Genomic DNA, 18,053 nt, shown 5'->3' with positions numbered 1-18,053 from the left:
CATGAGGTTTGCCGCCAATCGCGGGCACCGCTTGTCGTGCTCGCCCACTGTCACCATCTGTCACCAACTATACGCGTACGTCGATTTCGCGTTGACATCGCGCCTCCTTCAATTTACGACTGACGAAAATCGAAATTCGTCACTTGTCAAACGAAAGAGCCATGTCCGAAGCCGCCAACATCGTGGCCGATGCCGCCAAACAGGAGAATGTGACGCGCATTCTCGACTGCGCGGAGCGCCTGTTCCGGCACTACGGCTACGGCAAGACCAATGTTGCCGACATTGCCCGCGAGCTCGGCATGTCGCCGGCCAATATCTACCGTTTCTTCGCCTCCAAGGTCGAAATCCATCAGGCGGTCTGCGGCCGCATGCTCGGCGCCAGCTACAAGATGGCTTACGAGATCATGCATCTGCCGATCAGCGCCGAGGAGCGGCTGCGGCGCTACATCCATGCGCAATACAAGATGACGCTGGAGACCATGCTCGACGAGCAGAAGGTCCATGAGATGGTCATTGTCGCGCTCGAGCGCGACTGGGGCGTCATCGACAAGCACGTCAACAGCATCCACGACCTGTTCGCCGAGGTGATCCGCGAGGGCGTCGAGACCGGCGAGTTCAGGCAGCAGGATCACGAAGTGGCGTCGCGCTGCTTCGGCGCCGCCACCGTCATTCTCTGCCATCCGCAGATGGTGGCGCAGTGCCTTGCCAAGACCAACCGGGCAATGCCCGACGAACTTATCGACTACGCCATCAGAGCCTTGAAATAGCCGCCGGTCGCCGGTGTCGACAGTCCGTCTCCAGTCGGGAGTACCACGATGTCTTTGTCCAACTCCATCATCCGTCGGCTGCCGGTTGCGGGCCTGATCGTTGCAGGGCTCGTGCTTGCCGGCTGCAGCCAGGAGAAGGCCGAGGTCAAGGAGATCATCCGCCCGGTCAAGGTCGTCGAGATCGCCCAGGCGCATGACACCCGCATGCTCTCCTACTCGGGGTCCGTGCGGGCTCGCACCGAAAGCGCCCTGGCTTTCCGCGTCAACGGCAAGATCACCGAGCGTCTGGTCGACATCGGTCAGCATGTGGCGCCGGGCGACGTGCTCGCCCGCATTGATCCCACCGACTATGACCTGTCGGTCAAGAGCGCGCAGGCCGCGCTCGATGCCGCCGAACGGCAGGTCGAGACGACGGAGCTCACGCGCAAGCGCGCCGAGCAACTTTTTACCAAAAACTTCGCACCGAAATCGCAGCTCGAACAGGCGACGCTGGCCCATGACCAGGCGGTCGCCACGCGCGACTCCGCCCGCTCGTCGCTTGATCAGGCCAAGAACCAGGTCGGCTATACCGACCTCAAGGCCGACCGGGATGGCATCGTCACCGCGGTCAATGCCGATGTCGGCCAGGTGGTCGGCTCCGGCACGCCCGTGGTCACTGTCGCGGTCGACGGCGAAAAGGAAGTGCTGATCGCGGTGCCCGAAATGGAGATCGCCGAATTCAAGCCCGGTAAGCTCGTCAAGGCCGGCTTCTGGTCCGACAGCACGCTGACGCTCGACGGCAAGGTCCGCGAAGTCGCCGGCAGTGCCGACCCGCAGTCGCGCACCTTCGCCGTCCGTGTCAGCCTGCCCAACGATGCACGCGTGCTTCTCGGCATGACCGCCAATATCGAGGCCTCGGCCGCCAACGAGAAGCAGCTGGTTTCGATCCCCTTGAGCGCGTTGGCTGAGAAAGACAGCCAGTCGATCGTCTGGACCGTCGATCGGGGCGCCGACACCGTTCATGCCCGTCCGGTGAAGGTTGCCAAGTTCGCCGCCGATGGTGTGCGCGTCGCCGAGGGATTGAAGCCCGGCGATATCGTGGTCGCCGCCGGCACCCAGTTCATGACCGAGAATCTCAAGGTCAAGCTCGCCGGCGGTGTGGCGCAGCAATCAGCCTCGGCCGAGGGCGACGACGCCAGCCGGCTGCGCTGAGGACAGACAGGTCGGCCGCGCGTTCCCGCGGCCGCAGGTTTCCGGGCGGCGTGCGCCCGAAGGCTGAGACGTCACGGCCGATGTACCCCCGCATCGACCTAGCGTCCCACCGCGATGAGTGTCTCTCCGCTCGGAAAGCCTCGCCGCCCGGAAGCCAGATCGAACGCAGATGATTTCGTTCCGCGCGCCGCGCTTCTTCGAGGCCCCAGGCGCCGGCAGACAAAGTGGACGAGTACCGATGACCAATTCCACTGAAGAAAAGCGGCCCTTCAACCTGTCGCGCTGGGCCATCGGCCATCCCTCCATCGCGCGCTTCCTGTTCGGGCTGATCATCATCGCCGGTGCGCTCGGCCTGATGCGCATGGGCCAGAAGGAAGACCCGGATTTCACCTTCCGCGTCATGGTCGTGCAGGCGATCTGGCCAGGCTCCTCCATCCAGGAGATGGAAGACCAGGTCGTCAACAAGATCGAGCGCAAGCTGCAGGAGACGCCGCATCTCGATTTCGTGCGTTCCTTCACCCGCGCCGGCAGCGCCATCATCACCGTGCAGATCAAGGGCGATACAAACGCCGCCGAGGTCTCGGACGCCTTCTATCAGGTACGCAAGAAAGTCGGCGACATCTCAGGCGACCTGCCGCAAGGCCTGCTCGGTCCCTATTTCAACGACGAATTCGGCGACACCTTCATCACCCTGCATTCGATCAGCGGTGATGGCTTCTCCTATCCGGAGCTGAAGAAGTTCGCCATCCAGGCGCGCGACATGCTGTTGACGACGCCCGGCGTCGAGAAGGCCGTCATCATCGGCGACCAGCCGGAAAAGCTCTATATCGACGTCTCGTCCAAGGCGTTGGCCGAGCGCGGCCTGACGCTGCCTGACCTGCAGAACGCGATCAAGGGCCAGAACAATGTCGATCCGGCCGGCGCCGTCGACACCGGCGTCAATTCGGTGCGCATCTCCGTCGAAGGCGACGTCACCAAGGCCGCCGATATCAGGGAATTGCGCCTGCGTGCCGGCGGGCAGGTGACCCGTCTCGGCGACATCGCCACCGTCACCTCCGGGCTCGAAGATCCCTTCCAGCGCAAATACCGCTTCAACGGTCATGACAGCGTGCAGCTTGGCGTCGTCATGGCCAAGGGCTTCAAGGTCACCGATGTCGGCAAGGATGTCGAGGCGACCTACAAGCGCTTCGAGGAGGCGCTGCCCTATGGCGTGTCGGTCGACCAGATTTCCGATCAGCCGGGCGTCGTCACGGATGCCGTGGCCGAGTTCATGCATGCGCTCGGCGAAGCGCTGCTGATCGTGCTTGTCGTCTCGTTCCTGTCGATCGGCTGGCGTTCGGGCCTGGTCATAGCCATCGCCATTCCGCTGGTTCTGGCCGCCACCTTCGCCATCATGTACGAGCTCGGCATCGACCTGCAGCGCATTTCGCTGGGCGCCCTGATCATCGCGCTCGGCCTGCTCGTCGACGACGCCATGATCGTTGTCGAGATGATGGAGCGCAAGCTGGAGGAGGGGCTGGTCAAGATCGAGGCCGCGAGCTTCGCCTATACGTCGACCGCCTTCCCGATGCTGACCGGCACGCTCATTACCACCGCCGGCTTCATCCCGGTCGGCTTTGCCGCCTCCACCGCGGGTGAATATGTGCGCACCCTGTTCTATGTCGTCGGCATCGCACTGATCGTCTCGTGGTTCGTCGCGGTCTATTTCACGCCGTGGCTCGGCAACATGATCCTCAAGCAGCGCAAGCATGCCGGCAGCCATCATGACGTCTTCGACACACGCTTCTACCGCCGGCTGCGCTCGACCGTCGGCTGGGCCGTGCGTCACCGCATCATCGTGCTGGTCATGACGCTGGTGACTTTCGGCACCAGCCTGTGGGCGTTCCAGTTCATCCCGCAGAACTTCTTCCCGCAATCGTCGCGGCCGGAAATCCTGGTCGACCTCTGGCTGCCGGAAGGCACCAGCATCAAGGAGGTCGAAACGCAGGCCAAGGCGCTGGAAGCCAAGATGATGGACGACAAGGACAAGCGCTTCATCGCCACCTATATCGGCGAGGGCGCGCCGCGCTTCTTCCTGCCGCTCGACCAGCAGCTGCGCAACCCGAACTTCGCCCAGATGCTGGTGATGGCCAATGACGAGCCGGCGCGCGAGCGGCTGATCGTCAAGCTGCGCACGGTTCTGGCCGAGGATTTCCCCTCGATCCGGGCCAAGGTCGATCGCCTGTTCCTCGGACCGCCGACCGGCTGGCCCGTACAGATGCGTGTCATGGGTCCGGATCGTCAGGAGGTGCGCCGCATCGCCGACCAGGTGAAGGCGAAGTTCCGCGAGGATCCGCTGCTGGGCGCCGTACATGACGACTGGCTCGAACCGGTGCCGGCAATGAAGCTGGTCATAGACCAGGATCGCGCCCGGGCGCTCGGCGTCACCTCGCAGCGCATCCGCCAGATGCTGCAGGCGACCATGGCCGGCGCGCCGCTCGACGACTTCCGCGATGGCGAGGAGACGGTCTCCATCGTCGCCCGCGAGCCGGACGCCAGCCGCAGCCTGCTGTCTTCGGTCGACTCGGTCTATATCCCGACCGATTTCGGCGGCTTCGTGCCGCTGTCGCAGGTGGCCAAGGTGGTGCCGGTGCTGGAGCAAGGCATCGAATGGCGCCGCGACCGTCTGCCGACCATCAGCGTGCGGGCAACCCTGCCCGATAGCGTGCAGTCCAACGATGTCGTCACCAAGATGTACAAGGACATGCAGGGCCTGCGTGACGGCCTGGCGCCCGGCTACAAGATCGAGATCCAGGGCGGTGCCGAGGATTCGGCCGAAAGCCAGGCGTCGATCGCCGCCAAGGCGCCGATCATGCTGGCGATCATCGTCGTGCTTCTGATGATCCAGCTGCAGAACTTCGGCAAGGCGATGCTGGTGCTGGCCACCGGACCGCTCGGCATCATCGGGGCCGCCGCCGCGCTTTTGATCAGCGGTGCGCCGTTTGGCTTCGTCGCCATTCTCGGCGTCATCGCGCTGCTCGGCATCATCATGCGCAACTCGATCATCCTGGTCGACCAGATCGACCAGGACATCGCCAGGGGCATGGAACGCTCGGAAGCCATCATCGGCTCGGCCGTACGCCGTTTCCGGCCGATCGTGCTGACGGCCATGACGGCGGTTCTGGCGCTGATCCCTATCTCGCGCGCCGTGTTCTGGGGCCCTCTCGCCTACGCCATGATGGGCGGCATCGTGGTCGCCACCGTGCTGACCATCCTGGTTCTGCCGGCCGGCTACGCGCTGTTCTTCGGCCACGAGCCGAAGAAGGTGGTGAACAATGAGCAGGCGCCCGAACCAGAGTTGGCGACCGAGCGGCCGCAACTGGCCCTGGCCGCGGAATAGAGTGGCTTCATTGCATCATCCGCCGTCGGCGATGGCGGATGATGCGGCGTGACGGCTTGATCCGTCACGCCGATGAAAATGCTCCCCGCTGCCGGTTTCGCAAAACAGAATTCCTTCCCAGGGCTGCAAAGCGGTTCCATGCTGAGCGACACCGGAGCGGCAACGCTCGTCTTCATCAAGGTGTCTTCCCATGACAGAAAAACGGCAATTGCGGCTTGGCGCCTTCATGCGCCCGGTCAGCTTGCACACCGGCGCCTGGCGCTATCCCGGCGCCTATCCCGACGCCAATTTCAACTTCGCGCATCTGAAGCGCTTCGCGCAGACGCTGGAGGCGGCGAAGTTCGACGCCTTCTTCATGGCCGACCATCTGGCCGTGCTCAACATGCCGGTCGAGGCGCTGCGGCGCAGCCATACGGTGACGTCGTTCGAGCCGTTCACGCTCTTGTCGGCGCTGGCCGCCGTCACCGATCATATCGGCCTGGTCGCCACAGCGTCGACGACCTTCGATGCGCCTTATCACATTGCGCGGCGCTTCGCGTCGCTCGACCATATCAGCGGCGGGCGCGCCGGCTGGAACATCGTCACGACGTCCAACCCCGACGCGGCGCTGAATTTCGGGCTGGACGAACATGTCGAGCATGACGAGCGCTATCACCGGGCACGGGAATTCTACGATGTCGTGACCGGCCTGTGGGACAGTTTTGCCGACGATGCCTTCATCCGCGACGCCGAAAGCGGGCTCTATTTCGATCCGACCAAGCTGCATGTGCTGGATCATAAGGGCGAGCACCTCTCGGTGCGCGGGCCGCTCAACATTGCGCGTCCCGTGCAGGGCTGGCCGGTCATCGTCCAGGCCGGTGCCTCGGAGGCCGGGCGGCAACTGGCCGCTGAGACGGCCGAGGTGATTTTCGCCGCCCATGGCGATCTGGCCGCCGGGCAGCGCTTCTTTGCCGACGTCAAGGGCAGGGCTCAAAAACTCGGCCGTTCGCGCGACGACATCAAGATCCTGCCCGGTGCCTTCGTCATTGTCGGCGACAGTGTCGAGGAAGCGCGGGCCAAGCGGGCGAAGCTCGACAGCCTGGTCTATTACGAGAGCGGCATTGCCTCGCTGTCGATCGCGCTTGGGCATGACGCGTCGGCCTTCGATCCCGATGCACCCTTGCCTGAAATACCGGAGACCAATGCCTCGAAGAGCAGCCGCGAGCGCGTCATCGAGCTCGCCCGTAACGAAAATCTGACGGTGCGCCAGCTTGCCCAGAGGCTGGGCGGCTATTCCGGCCTGGCTTTCGTCGGCACGCCGCAAACCATCGCCGACGAGATGGAGGAATGGCTGGTCAGCGAGGGATCGGACGGCTTCAACATCATGTTCCCCTATCTGCCCGCCGGGCTCGACGATTTCGTCGAGAAGGTGGTGCCCGAGCTGCAGCGGCGCGGCATCTTCAGGCGGCAGTATGAGGGATCGACGCTGCGCGAGAATCTCGGCCTGAAGCGGCCGCCCAACCGGTTCTTCGATGGCTCCGAAGCAGGCATTCGCAAGTCCGGTTGACGTCTCAGCGCAAAAAAGGAACGGGCGCGCCGAAGCGCGCCCGTTTTTATCGGTTGGCGGTGTCAGATGACAAAGTACCAGTTGGCGATCAGCATCACCGCCACGCCGGCGACCAGCGTCAGATAGGGCAGCATGCCCGCTTTCTTCACCGACAGGTCAGCCCCCGTCATGCCGAGATCGGCCAGCATGTGGTCAGGGAATTTGCCCTTGTCCTGGATGTAGTGGCGGAAGCAGAAGACGGGGATGATCAGCGCCGCGGTGATCAGCCCGGCCCACAGTGCCATCGGGTTCCACACCTTGGCGCCGGCGCCCATGAAGATAGCGTTGACATAGGCGAAGATCGCCCCGATCCCGAGCAGCCAGGTCGGTGCTTTCCACGGTCGCGCTATATGGCCGTTGTCGATGCGATGGATCCAGCCGGCATTGAGGTTGAGGAAGTTGAAGATGATGTAGCCGCAGTTCGACACGGCGAGGATGAAGAAGAAGCTCGTCGCGTCGGCCGAGGCGATGGCCAGCACGATCAGGTTGAAGCAGAGGTCGGTCCACATGGCCCGCGTCGGCGCGCCATGCTCGTTGACGTGGCTGAGATAGCGCGGCAGCCAGCCGTCGACCGAGCCCTGGTAGAGCGTGCGCGAGGAGCCGGCCATCGCCGTCATGATGCACAGCACCAGCGCCAGGATCATCAGCATCACCAGGAGGCTGTGGATGATCTTGCCGCCGCCGACCATGCCGGCCAGCGCGTCGGCGACGCCCGAGCCGTCGACGATCGGTGTCGCCAGCATGCCGTTGAGACCCAGCACGCCCTGGAAGGTGAAGGGCACCAGGATGAACAGAAGCATGCAAAGCAGGCCGGAATAGAAGATCGCCTTGAAGGTATCCGTGCCGGGATTCTTGAACTCGGACGTGTAGCAGACGGCGGTCTCGAAACCGTAGGTCGACCAGGCGGCGATGAACATGCCGCCGAGCACCAGCGTCCAGCCGGCGATGTTCCAGGCGCCTGGATCCGGCGCATAGGCGGCGGCCAGCGGCACCAGCGGCGAGAAATTGGCCCAATTGATCTGCCCGGTGAAGATCGGCACGACGCCGACGATCAGCATCGGGATGATGACCAGCAGGCCGATATATTTCTGCACATTGGCCGTGCCGAGGATGCCGCGATGCTGGATCGAGAAGATGATCAGCATCAGCACTGCGCCGATGAAGAAGGTGGCGTTGAGCGTGAAGGAGACCGGCCCCAGCGTGTGGCTGTAGAGCGTCCAGTTGCGGATCGCCGGTGTCGCGGCAGCGGTCACTGCCGTGATGGCGTCGGCGGGCGCCGTTCCGGCATGCGCCGCTATATAGGCGACGACATCAGGTGAGGTCTCGGTGAACAGCGGCACCGGCGCCAGCGCGTTGAGGATGTAGGCGGCGGCGATCGAGCAGCCGAGCGACAGCACCGGCGACCAGGCGAACCAGTTGCACCACACCGATAGCGGCGCGATGAACTTGGAGTAGCGTAGCCAGGCGGTGGCGCCATAGATCGAGGCGCCGCCCGACTTGTTCGGGAACAGGCCGGCGATCTCGGCATAGGTGAAGGATTGCAGGAAACCCATGATCATGGACACCGTCCAGATCAGGAAGGCCAGCGTCCCGGTCGTGCCGGCGATGCCGCCGATCGAAAACAGGACCAGCGCCGGAACGCCGCTCGCCACCCAGAAGGCGCCGCGCCAGTCGATATGCCTGAGCAGCTTGCTTTCGGCAGGCTGCTCGAGGGCCGTGCTTATGGTGCTCATGTCAGTGACTTCCCCTTTTTCTCGTGTTCCCCGCCAGCGATGCCTCGGCTTTGCGAAGCTTGCTCCCCGGCACTTGATCGTACGACTCCGGTGTTTCCACTCAGTCGTATTTTTTTCTTAGGAGTGAAGATTGATCCGGCGCGCTTTCACGTCAAGCGTTTTGTGACGCCGTACACATCACGCTTGCGCGCGCATGCAACAATACGCCTCGCGGCGCCACCGGCGCGCGGTTTGCCGGCCTGGAAAGCAGCAGTCAGGAGCGCGGTCTGGTCTTTTGCGGATCGTAATGGGCGAAGGCGACGACGCGTGCCGGCAGCCGCTTGGCGTGGCCGTCGAGCTTGCCGATCTCGACCTCCGTACCGGTGGCCGCATGGGTGACGTCGAGCCTGGCCAGCGCGATGTTCTTGCCGAGCACCGGCGAGCGCGTACCCGATGTGACCACGCCGATCTGAGCGCGGCCGACATGGACACAGTCACCATGGCCGACATCGACATTGCTGTCGATGTCGAGCCCGACCAGTTTGTTCTGCGGGTTTTCCTTGCGCCGGATCAGCGCCTCGCGGCCGATGAAATCGTCGGTCTTGCTCTTCAGCGGCACGGTGAAGCCGATGCCGGCCTCGAACGGGTCGGTCTGGTCGGAAAATTCGTAACCGGCGAAGATCAGTCCGGCCTCGATGCGCACCATGTCGAGCGCCTGCAGGCCCATCGGTTTCAGCCCATGCGGCTGGCCGGCCTCCCAGATCGCGTCGAACACCTTCTCGGCGTCGCGCGGATGACACCAGATCTCGTAGCCGAGCTCGCCCGTATAGCCGGTGCGCGAGACGACGATCGGGATGCCATTGCCGCCGCCGATGCGGGCAACCGCGAAGCGGAACCATTCGAGCTCGTCGATCGACGGCTGCAGCGGCGAGGTCCAGATCACCTCTCTCAGGATGTCGCGGCTCTTCGGGCCTTGCACGGCGACATTGTGCATCTGGTCGGTCGACGAGCGCACCAATACGTTGAGCCCAAGCTTCCTGGCCGTCTCGCGCAGCCATTCGCCGGACAGATCGTCGCCGCCGACCCAGCGGAAATTGTCCTTGCCGAGCCTGAGCAACGTGCCGTCGTCGATCATGCCGCCATGCTCGTAGCACATGGCCGAGTAGACGACCTGGCCGACGCCGAGTTTCTTGACGTCGCGGGTCAGCGTGTATTGCAGCAGCGCTTCGGAATCCGGGCCGGTGACCTCGAATTTTCTGAGCGGCGACAGGTCCATGATCACCGCATCCTGCCGGCAGGCCCAGTATTCGGCGATCGGTCCGTCCTTGGCGAAGGAATTGGCCAGCCAGTAGCCCCTGTACTCGGCGAAGTTGCGGGTGTGCTTGGCGAAGGACGAATGGAAGGCGGTCTCGCGGGTCATTTTCGGTTCCGAATCGGGCGTCATGCGTCTGGCGATCGCTCGCGAGAATTTGTGCTGGCCGGAATAGGTCCGCACATGGATGTCGGTGAGGTCCCAGCCATTGGCCGGCGTCGTGTCGTCGGGGCAGGCGGAGGAAACGCAGACGATGTCGGTCAGCGCGCGCAACAGCACATAGTCGCCAGCTCGCGACCATGGCTCGTCGGACACCATCACGCCATGCGCATCGATCGCCGTGTTGAAGAAGAAGTTGATCGCCATCCAGCCGGCGCGGGGAGTGACGCCCTTGCCGGCCAGGGCGCCGTTGAAATTCTCCGAGCAGTTGGTGTGGCCGGGATAGCCGATATCGTCGTAATATTTGGCGGCGCAGGCCAATGCGAAAGCATCATGCCTGCCGCATGTGTCCTGCACCACCTCGACCAGCGGCTCCATGTCCTGGTCGTAATATTTCGAATGCAGGCCGGGCATCGGGTAGCTCGACCCCATCAACGTCCGCGTCGTCGTCACGTCGAGCGGATGGTCGAGGCCTCTGTCCAGCTTGCGCGCCGAAAAGCACTGGAAGTCGGTGCACTGGCGGCCGTCGACGTCGATGATCTGCAGATAGTCGCCGGCCTTGACGAAATAGGATTCCGCCGTCGCCGAATGGACGCGCAGGTCGAGCACCGGATCGGCGAAGGGATCGGCCAATTGCGACTTCGATTTCAGGCGCACCGTGGCGCGCCGCACGATGACGGTAAGCGGTGTCGCCGTGTCGTGGCCATCGACCAGCATCGGCCCGCCGGGCGCGGCGATGATCATCGAGCCATCGCGCACGACCGTGAAACTCTGTTCCGTTCCGGCCGGCGTGGTGGCGCCGAACACGCGCACGGCCTTTGCCTGGTCGAGTGGCACCTGCCGGCGCGCCAGCCCACGCCGCAGGGTCGCGAGACTGTCATCGCCCTCGGCGAGCAACGCCTTGATGCCGGCGGCATTGCTGTTGGACTTTTCGCCTAAGATGCCGGGATCGGTGGCGCCTGTGTTGTCCCAGGCCAGCAGCTCGCAGGCCTGGCCACCCTCGACATTGCGCACCGTGATCGTGTCGCCGGCCTCGACCTCGATCAGCACCGCGCCATTGCCCTGGACCGTATAGCGTTCCATGCCGGGCGGCAGCGCGATCTGGCCGGGCCTCAGGATGAGGCTCGGACGCGGCGGTCCGGCTGTGACCGTGGGGTAGGGTAACTGGCTCATCTCAGCCTTGCGGTTCGAAGTTTGCCTGTGTGTGAAATTATTTTAGCAGCAAGAATAGCAGCACGGTTGCGTTTGGCAAGGCGGGGGTGATGTAAGCTCCCCCTTCTCCCCTTGTGGGAGAAGGTGTCGCAGAAGGCGACGGATTGGGGGTGCTCCAGGGAAAGTGAACGTCTCACTTCGCTGGAACACCCCTCATCTGTCTCGTCGCTGTGCGCCGATCCAGCTTCTCTCACAAGGGAGGAGGAAGGGCGCTCACAAGCGCTACGCGAAATTCTCTGAATGGCTGATCGCCACACCATACTCCGCCGCCGAATCCAGCATCGTATGCCAAAGGCTCTCCGCAAAAGTCGCGAACACCAGAACGTTGAACACGGCCAATCCATCTCGATCAGCGCTCCGCCACAGCGTGACGCTGGTGTGATCCATCGAGGTCGCGGCAGCCGCGCCAATCGCGAACACATCGGCATACAGATCGATCGACGACAGCTTGGCCAACATCGCCCGCGCCTTGACGCCGGAAACGCTGATCAGCACCCGCGCATGCGACTGGTCGGAGAGCGAAGCCGAACCGGCAAAGGAAGGAGCAAGCGCCCCAATCAAGTGCTTGCCACCCTTCGACAGGACAAAAAATTGATCCGGTCCCGACCAGATCAGCGCGGCACCGGAAGTCTGCACCGCCTTCGGCGTTTCTGGAGGCGCAACGCCGAACCGGCCCATCGCAGCCGTGGCCAGCTCCGCCGCCTTGCCGCGCCGCGCCATCACTTGCACCAACTCAAAATTGCGGATCTCAGTCAGCGCCACGCCGGCTTCACCAGCCGCGCCATAAGACCCGGCGACAAGCGAGCGATCGAGCGGGCTGCGAACGTCCCAGAAAAACTCAGCCACGCTGGCGCCCCCCATCCGGATCGTAGAAGACGGGATTGCAGAGTTCGACGTCATAATCCTCGCCGCGTATCGGGTCATGCGCATGGACGATCTCACCGATGCGTTCGCGGCCGCGCTCGACCAGCGCCAGCCCGATCCACTGGTCCGCTGTCGGCGAGAAGCAGACCGAGGTGACATAGCCCTGGTCGTTGCCTGGCCCGGGTGTCTGCCCTTTCGGTATAATGTGCGCGCCCGAGCGCAGGCGGCGCACTCTGTCCGTCGGCTTGACGCCGACCACGACCTGCCGGTTCGGCGCCACCAGCGCCTCACGGCCGGCCATGACGCGGCCGATGAAGTCTTTCTTGGTCGACATCATCTTGCCGAGGCCGAGATCGGCGGCCGTCGTCGTGCCGCTCAATTCCGGTCCGGCGATATGGCCCTTTTCAATGCGCATCACGCCGAGCGCTTCGGTGCCGTAAGGCGTGACGCCGAACGGCGCGCCGGCCAGCATCAGATTGCGCGCCATCGCCTCGCCATGGCGTGCCGGCACGGAAATCTCGAATGCCATCTCGCCGGAGAAGGAGATGCGGAACAGCCGCGCCCTGATGCCGCCGCGCAAGGCGACTTCGCGCGCGCCCATGAACGGAAACCCGTCGTTGGAAAGGTCCTCCGCCGGATCGACGATCTCCTTCAGCAGATCGCGGGTCTTGGGGCCAGCGATCGAGAATTGCGCCCACTGGTCGGAGACCGAGGTCAGCTGCACGTCGAGCTCGGGAAACAGCACCTGCCGGCAGAATTCGAGATGCTGCATCACCAGTCCGGCCTTGGCCGTGGTGGTGGTCAGGAAATAGTGGTCCTCGGCCAGCCGCGACGTCGTGCCGTCATCATAGACGATGCCGTCCTCGCGCAGCATCAGCCCGTAGCGGGCCTTGCCGACGGCAAGGTTGGAGAAGGTGTTGATATAGACGCGGTCGAGGAAGGCGCCGGCATCCGGGCCATGCACGTCGATCTTGCCGAGCGTCGAGACATCGCAGAAGCCGACACCGCTTCTCACGGCCTTGACTTCGCGCGTCACCGATTCCAGCCAGTCCTTCTCGCCCGCGCGGGGGTACCACTGCGCGCGTTTCCAGAGTCCGGTGTCGACGAAGATCGCGCCCTGTTCGGCGGCCCAATGATGCGAGGGCGTCAGCCGCGTCGCATGGAACGTCTCGTCGCGATGATGGCCGGCAAAGGTACCGATGGCGACGGGCACGTAAGGTGGCCGGTAGATCGTCGTGCCGGTCTCGGGAATGGATTTCCCGGTTACGGCCGCCATGATGGCGAGGCCGGCGACATTCGACGTCTTGCCCTGGTCGGTCGCCATGCCGAGCGTGGTGTAACGCTTCAGATGCTCGACCGATTCAAAACCTTCGCGCTGTGCAAGTTCGATGTCGGAGGCGGTGACATCGTGCTGGTAGTCGACAAAGGCCTTGCCCTTGCCGGCGACGTGCCAGAGCGGGTTGAGCGAGAAAGCCTCGTCATCGGCGACCGGCGCTGAGCCGACCGTGCCGTTGCGCCCGACATCCCGCGCGGCTGCCGCACCGGCTGCGAAGCCCTCGGCCAGGCAGGCGCCGAGGCCGAAGGCTCCATTCGCCGCACCCGCCGCGACCATGCCGGGAGGCGCGCCGTCGGGCACGAAGGCGGCGATGTCGTCGCGCCATTTCGGCCGGCCGCGATGATAGGAGGTGAGCCCGACCGCCGGATTCCAGCCGCCGGAAACGGCAAGCCCGTCGGCCTCCACTTCGGCGCGCGCGCCGCCGGTGAGCGACACCGCGATTTTCCTGATACCGTCCTTGCCGCCGTCGACGCCGCTAACGGAGCCATGCAGCACCGTGAAGCCGTTCTTGGACGCCAGCGAGCGATGTGCCGGCGAAACGTCCGGCCGCGCGTCGATCACCGCGGCGATCTGCAGTCCGGCGCCGAGTGCGGTTTCGACCGTGCGCCAGCCATCCTCATTGTTGGTGAACAGCGCGATGCGTTTTGCCGGAGCGGCGGCATAGCGCGCGACATAGGTCCGCATCGCCGAGGCCATCATCACGCCGGGCGTGTCGTTGCCGGCAAAGACAATCGGCCGCTCGAGCGCGCCGGCCGCGACCACGCAGCGCCTGGCCACGATCCGCCACAGCCGCTGGCGCACCTGGTGCTCGGGCGGCGAGGGCAGGTGGTCGTTGACCCGCTCCAGCGCGCCATAGGTGCCGCCGTCATAGACGCCGAACAGCGTCGTGCGGGTCATGATGCGGACATCGGGCATTGCCGTCAGCTCAGTCAATGTCCGCGACAACCATTCGGCGGCCGGCAAGCCATCGACCGTGCCGCCATCCGACAGCAGGCGGCCGCCAAGCGTGAAATCTTCCTCGCAGACAATGACGCGGGCGCCCCTGCGGCCGGCGGCCAATGCTGCCGCCAGACCGGCCGGACCGGAGCCGGCGATCAGCACATCGCAATGCGCCCAGGCCTTGTCGTAGTGGTCGGGATCGGCAACGCCTGAAGCGCGGCCAAGACCTGCGGCGCGGCGGATCGCCGGTTCGTAGATCGCTTCCCAGAACTTCGCCGGCCACATGAAGGTCTTGTAGTAGAAGCCGGCGACGAAGATCGGCGCGAACAGCTGGTTGACCGACATCACGTCGAAGGCGAGCGACGGCCAACGGTTCTGGCTGGCGGCCTCGAGCCCTTCATAAAGCTCCGCTGTCGTCGCCTTGGTGTTCGGCTCACGCCGGGCGCCGGTGCGCAATTCGACCAGCGCGTTGGGCTCTTCCGAGCCAGCGGTCAGGATGCCGCGCGGGCGATGATATTTGAACGAGCGGCCGACCAGCTTGACGCCATTGGCGACGAGCGCCGACGCCAGCGTGTCGCCCTGGAAACCGGAAAAGCTCTTGCCGTCGAAGCGGAAATTCAGCGGCGCCGTGCGGTCGATGAGACCGCCCTTGTCCAGCCGGTTCGTCTGCGCGCCGGCCATCACGCACCAACCTTTGCCGCGCCGGCGCCGGCCGCCGGTTCGACCGCCGAAATCTCATGCGTCAGCGTGTTGCGGGTGACCTTCAGCCACGCCCGGCAGCCGCCGCCATGATACCAGTTCTCACTCATCACGCCGGCTATGTTGTCGCGCAGATAGACATAGTCGTAGACGGCATCCTCACCGGCATCCGCCGCCGGCCGCACCGGTTTGGCGTCGCCGAGATAGGTGAACTCGCCGAGTTCGCGCTCGCCGCAGAAGGGACAGACAATGCGCATGGTTTTCCGGCCGCCCTCAGTGCAGGTTGGGTTGGGCGCCTTGGCCCTTTTCGTCGATCATGGCGCCGGTCCGGAAGCGGTCGAGGCGGAACCGTGCGGCCTCTTCATGCGGCGTGTCGCGGGCCAGCAGATGGGCAAAGACGAAGCCGGATCCCGGCGTTGCCTTGAAGCCGCCATAGCACCAGCCGGCATTGAGATAGAGCCCGTCGACCGGCGTCTTGTCGATGATCGGCGAACCGTCCATCGACATGTCCATGATGCCGCCCCACTGGCGCAAAAGCCGCACGCGGCCGATCATCGGCATCAGCGCCATGCCGCCCTCGCAGACATCCTCCATGACAGGCAGATTGCCGCGCTGGGCATAGGAATTGTAGCCGTCAATGTCGCCGCCGAAGACCAGCCCGCCCTTGTCGGACTGGCTGACATAGAAATGCCCGGCGCCGAAGGTCATCACGCCGGGGATCAGCGGCTTGATCGCCTCGGAGACGAAGGCCTGCAGCACATGGCTTTCGATCGGCAGGCGCAGGCCGGCCATGGCAGCGACGCGCGAGGAAGAGCCGGCCACCGCCATGCCGACCTTGCCGGCGCCGATCCTGCCGCGCGAGGTCTCGACACCGGTCACCTTGCCGTTGGCGTCCCTGACAAAGCCGGTCACCTCGCAATTCTGGATGATGTCGACGCCGAGCCCGCTCGCCGCATGGGCATAGCCCCAGACAACGGCATCGTGCCGCGCCGTGCCGCCGCGCCGCTGCAACAGACCGCCTTGCACCGGAAAGCGTGCATTGTCGTAATTCAGGAACGGCATCATCTTCTTCACCGCCGCGAGGTCCAGCAGTTCGGCATCGATGCCGTTGATGCGCATGGTGTTGCCGCGCCGCGCATAGGCGTCGCGCTGCGCGTCGGAATGGTAGAGGTTGATGACGCCGCGCTGGCTGACCATCGCATTGTAGTTGAGGTCCTGCTCCATCCGCTCCCACAGCTTCATCGACAATTCGTAGAAGCCGGTATTGCCGGGCAGGCCGTAATTGGAGCGGATGATGGTGGTGTTGCGGCCGGCATTGCCGGAGCCGATCCAGCCCTTTTCCAGCACGGCGACATTTTTGATGCCGTATTCGCTGGCGAGGAACCAGGCGGTGGCCAGGCCATGGCCGCCGCCGCCGATGATCACCACATCGTAGCGATCCTTCGGCGTGGCGTCGCGCCAGGTGCGCTGCCAGTTCTTGTGGCCGGAAAGGGCAGCGCGGGCGAGCGAGAAGATCGAGTATTTCATCAGTTCATTCCGAGGTCGCTCGCCCCACGCAGGACATCAGATGTCCAGCGTGTGGTCGCGCTCCCATTGCGTGAAGTGCGAAGCATAGGAATTCCATTCCTGGTGCTTCAGCTTTAGGTAGGCCGACGAGAATTCCTCACCCAGCGCCGCCTTGAGCGATTTGTCCTTGTCGAACTCGCGCAGCGCGTCGAGCAGGTTGAGCGGCAGTTTCGGCGCGCCCTTCACCGTATGGCCGTGCTGGTACATGTCGATGTCGTAGCGCTTGCCGGGATCGGCCTTGGAGCGGATGCCGTCGAGACCGGCGGCAATGATCACGGCCTGCAAGAGATAAGGGTTTGCGGCGCCGTCGGGCAGGCGCAGTTCGAAGCGGCCGGGGCCGGGCACACGCACCATATGGGTGCGGTTGTTGCCGGTCCATGTCACCGTGTTCGGCGCCCAGGTGGCGCCCGAAATCGTGCGCGGCGCGTTGATGCGCTTGTAGGAATTGACCGTCGGGTTGGTGATCGCGGCCAGGGCCGAGGCATGCTTCATGATGCCGCCGAGGAAATTCTTGCCCTTGGCCGACAGGCCGAGTTCCATCGAATTGTCGGCGAAGACGTTGGTCTTGCCTGCCTTGTCCCATACCGAGATATGGGCATGGCAGCCATTGCCGGTCAGGCCCTGGAACGGCTTCGGCATGAAGGTGGCGCGCAGACCATGCTTCTCCGCCACCGACTTGACCATGAACTTGAAGAAGGAGTGCTTGTCGGCGGTGGCGAGCACGTCGTCGAAGGCCCAGTTCATCTCGAACTGGCCGTTGGCGTCCTCATGGTCGTTCTGGTAGGGGCCCCAGCCGAGCGCCAGCATGTGGTCGCAGATCTCGGCGATGACGTCGTAGCGGCGCATCACCGCCTGCTGGTCGTAGCAGGGCTTTGAGGCGGTGTCGTATTGGTCTGAGATGACGCTGCCGTCGGGCGAGATCAGGAAGAATTCGGCCTCGACGCCGGTCTTGACATGCATGCCATCGCCGGCGGCCTCCGCGATCAGCCGCCGCAGCGTGTTGCGCGGCGTCTGGTCGACTTCCTTGTCGTCCATGACACAGTTGGCGGCGACCCAGGCCACCTCCTTCTTCCATGGCAACTGGATGACGGAGTCCGGATCCGGCACCGCCAGCATGTCGGGATGCGCCGGCGTCAGGTCCAGCCAGGTGGCGAAACCGGCAAAGCCTGCGCCGTCCTTCTGCATATCGGCGATTGCCTGCGCCGGCACCAGCTTGGCACGCTGGCCACCGAACAGGTCGGTGTAGGAAATCATGAAATATTTGACGCCGTTCTTTTTGGCGAAAGCGGCGAGATCGTTCCCCATTATAGTTCCTCGCTTGGTATTTTGGAT

Annotated in this window: 11 protein-coding genes; 4 read left to right on the top strand and 7 right to left on the bottom strand. The window is 64.3% G+C overall.

Features of this window, described 5'->3' with window-relative positions; translation table 11 throughout:
- Nucleotides 1-161 precede the first annotated feature (161 nt).
- The 4 genes from JG746_RS26690 (at nt 162) to JG746_RS26675 (ending at nt 6,883) form a co-directional block, all read left to right on the top strand.
- The gene (locus JG746_RS26690) at nt 162-767 is read left to right on the top strand and encodes a TetR family transcriptional regulator (protein WP_202355435.1); all 606 of its coding nucleotides are present in this window, start codon (nt 162-164) and stop codon (nt 765-767) included.
- A gap of 48 nt (nt 768-815) precedes the next feature.
- Nucleotides 816-1,958, top strand: a complete 1,143-nt coding sequence (locus JG746_RS26685) for an efflux RND transporter periplasmic adaptor subunit (RefSeq protein ID WP_202355434.1) — start codon at nt 816-818, stop codon at nt 1,956-1,958.
- 238 nt (nt 1,959-2,196) lie between these two features.
- Complete coding sequence (locus JG746_RS26680; RefSeq protein WP_202355433.1) at nt 2,197-5,337, top strand: efflux RND transporter permease subunit; 3,141 nt, start codon at nt 2,197-2,199, stop codon at nt 5,335-5,337.
- Nucleotides 5,338-5,527: 190 nt separating this feature from the next.
- Nucleotides 5,528-6,883, top strand: a complete 1,356-nt coding sequence (locus tag JG746_RS26675; RefSeq protein ID WP_202355432.1) for an LLM class flavin-dependent oxidoreductase — start codon at nt 5,528-5,530, stop codon at nt 6,881-6,883.
- Between the two features lie 62 nt (nt 6,884-6,945).
- On the opposite strand, the gene JG746_RS26670 is transcribed toward JG746_RS26675, so the two are convergent.
- From JG746_RS26670 to glnT, 7 genes are all read right to left on the bottom strand, one after another.
- A complete protein-coding gene (locus JG746_RS26670) occupies nt 6,946-8,655 on the bottom strand; it encodes an APC family permease (protein WP_202355431.1) in 1,710 nt (569 codons plus the stop codon).
- Nucleotides 8,656-8,908: 253 nt separating this feature from the next.
- On the bottom strand, nt 8,909-11,278 hold the full coding sequence (locus tag JG746_RS26665) for a DUF1989 domain-containing protein (protein WP_202355430.1): 2,370 nt from the start codon (nt 11,276-11,278) through the stop codon (nt 8,909-8,911).
- 261 nt (nt 11,279-11,539) lie between these two features.
- Nucleotides 11,540-12,163, bottom strand: a complete 624-nt coding sequence (locus tag JG746_RS26660) for a sarcosine oxidase subunit gamma (protein WP_202355429.1) — start codon at nt 12,161-12,163, stop codon at nt 11,540-11,542.
- Entirely contained in the window at nt 12,156-15,137 is a 2,982-nt protein-coding gene (locus JG746_RS26655) for a sarcosine oxidase subunit alpha (RefSeq protein ID WP_202355428.1), read from the bottom strand. The genes JG746_RS26660 and JG746_RS26655 overlap by 8 nt, the downstream gene beginning before the upstream one ends.
- Nucleotides 15,137-15,412: a sarcosine oxidase subunit delta gene (locus tag JG746_RS26650; protein ID WP_202355427.1), complete on the bottom strand. Its 276-nt coding sequence runs from the start codon at nt 15,410-15,412 to the stop codon at nt 15,137-15,139. The genes JG746_RS26655 and JG746_RS26650 overlap by 1 nt, the downstream gene beginning before the upstream one ends.
- 16 nt (nt 15,413-15,428) lie before the next feature.
- Entirely contained in the window at nt 15,429-16,682 is a 1,254-nt protein-coding gene (locus JG746_RS26645; RefSeq protein WP_202355426.1) for a sarcosine oxidase subunit beta family protein, read from the bottom strand.
- Nucleotides 16,683-16,718: 36 nt separating this feature from the next.
- Nucleotides 16,719-18,026, bottom strand: coding sequence for a type III glutamate--ammonia ligase (gene glnT / locus JG746_RS26640; RefSeq protein ID WP_115143675.1), 1,308 nt, complete (start codon nt 18,024-18,026; stop codon nt 16,719-16,721).
- Nucleotides 18,027-18,053 lie beyond the last annotated feature (27 nt).

The organism is Mesorhizobium sp. 113-3-3, assembly GCF_016756495.1.
GTDB lineage: Bacteria > Pseudomonadota > Alphaproteobacteria > Rhizobiales > Rhizobiaceae > Mesorhizobium.
This window is presented reverse-complemented; position numbering and strand designations above follow the sequence as displayed.

Excerpts from the sequence above, each read along its gene's own strand:
- JG746_RS26690 (WP_202355435.1), top strand. The coding sequence starts at position 162 with ATGTCCGAAGCCGCCAACATCGTGGCCGATGCCGCCAAACAGGAGAAT.
- JG746_RS26685 (WP_202355434.1), top strand. The coding sequence starts at position 816 with ATGTCTTTGTCCAACTCCATCATCCGTCGGCTGCCGGTTGCGGGCCTG.
- JG746_RS26680 (WP_202355433.1), top strand. The coding sequence starts at position 2,197 with ATGACCAATTCCACTGAAGAAAAGCGGCCCTTCAACCTGTCGCGCTGG.
- JG746_RS26675 (WP_202355432.1), top strand. The coding sequence starts at position 5,528 with ATGACAGAAAAACGGCAATTGCGGCTTGGCGCCTTCATGCGCCCGGTC.
- JG746_RS26670 (WP_202355431.1), bottom strand. The coding sequence starts at position 8,655 with ATGAGCACCATAAGCACGGCCCTCGAGCAGCCTGCCGAAAGCAAGCTG.
- JG746_RS26665 (WP_202355430.1), bottom strand. The coding sequence starts at position 11,278 with ATGAGCCAGTTACCCTACCCCACGGTCACAGCCGGACCGCCGCGTCCG.
- JG746_RS26655 (WP_202355428.1), bottom strand. The coding sequence starts at position 15,137 with ATGGCCGGCGCGCAGACGAACCGGCTGGACAAGGGCGGTCTCATCGAC.
- JG746_RS26650 (WP_202355427.1), bottom strand. The coding sequence starts at position 15,412 with ATGCGCATTGTCTGTCCCTTCTGCGGCGAGCGCGAACTCGGCGAGTTC.
- JG746_RS26645 (WP_202355426.1), bottom strand. The coding sequence starts at position 16,682 with ATGAAATACTCGATCTTCTCGCTCGCCCGCGCTGCCCTTTCCGGCCAC.
- glnT (WP_115143675.1), bottom strand. The coding sequence starts at position 18,026 with ATGGGGAACGATCTCGCCGCTTTCGCCAAAAAGAACGGCGTCAAATAT.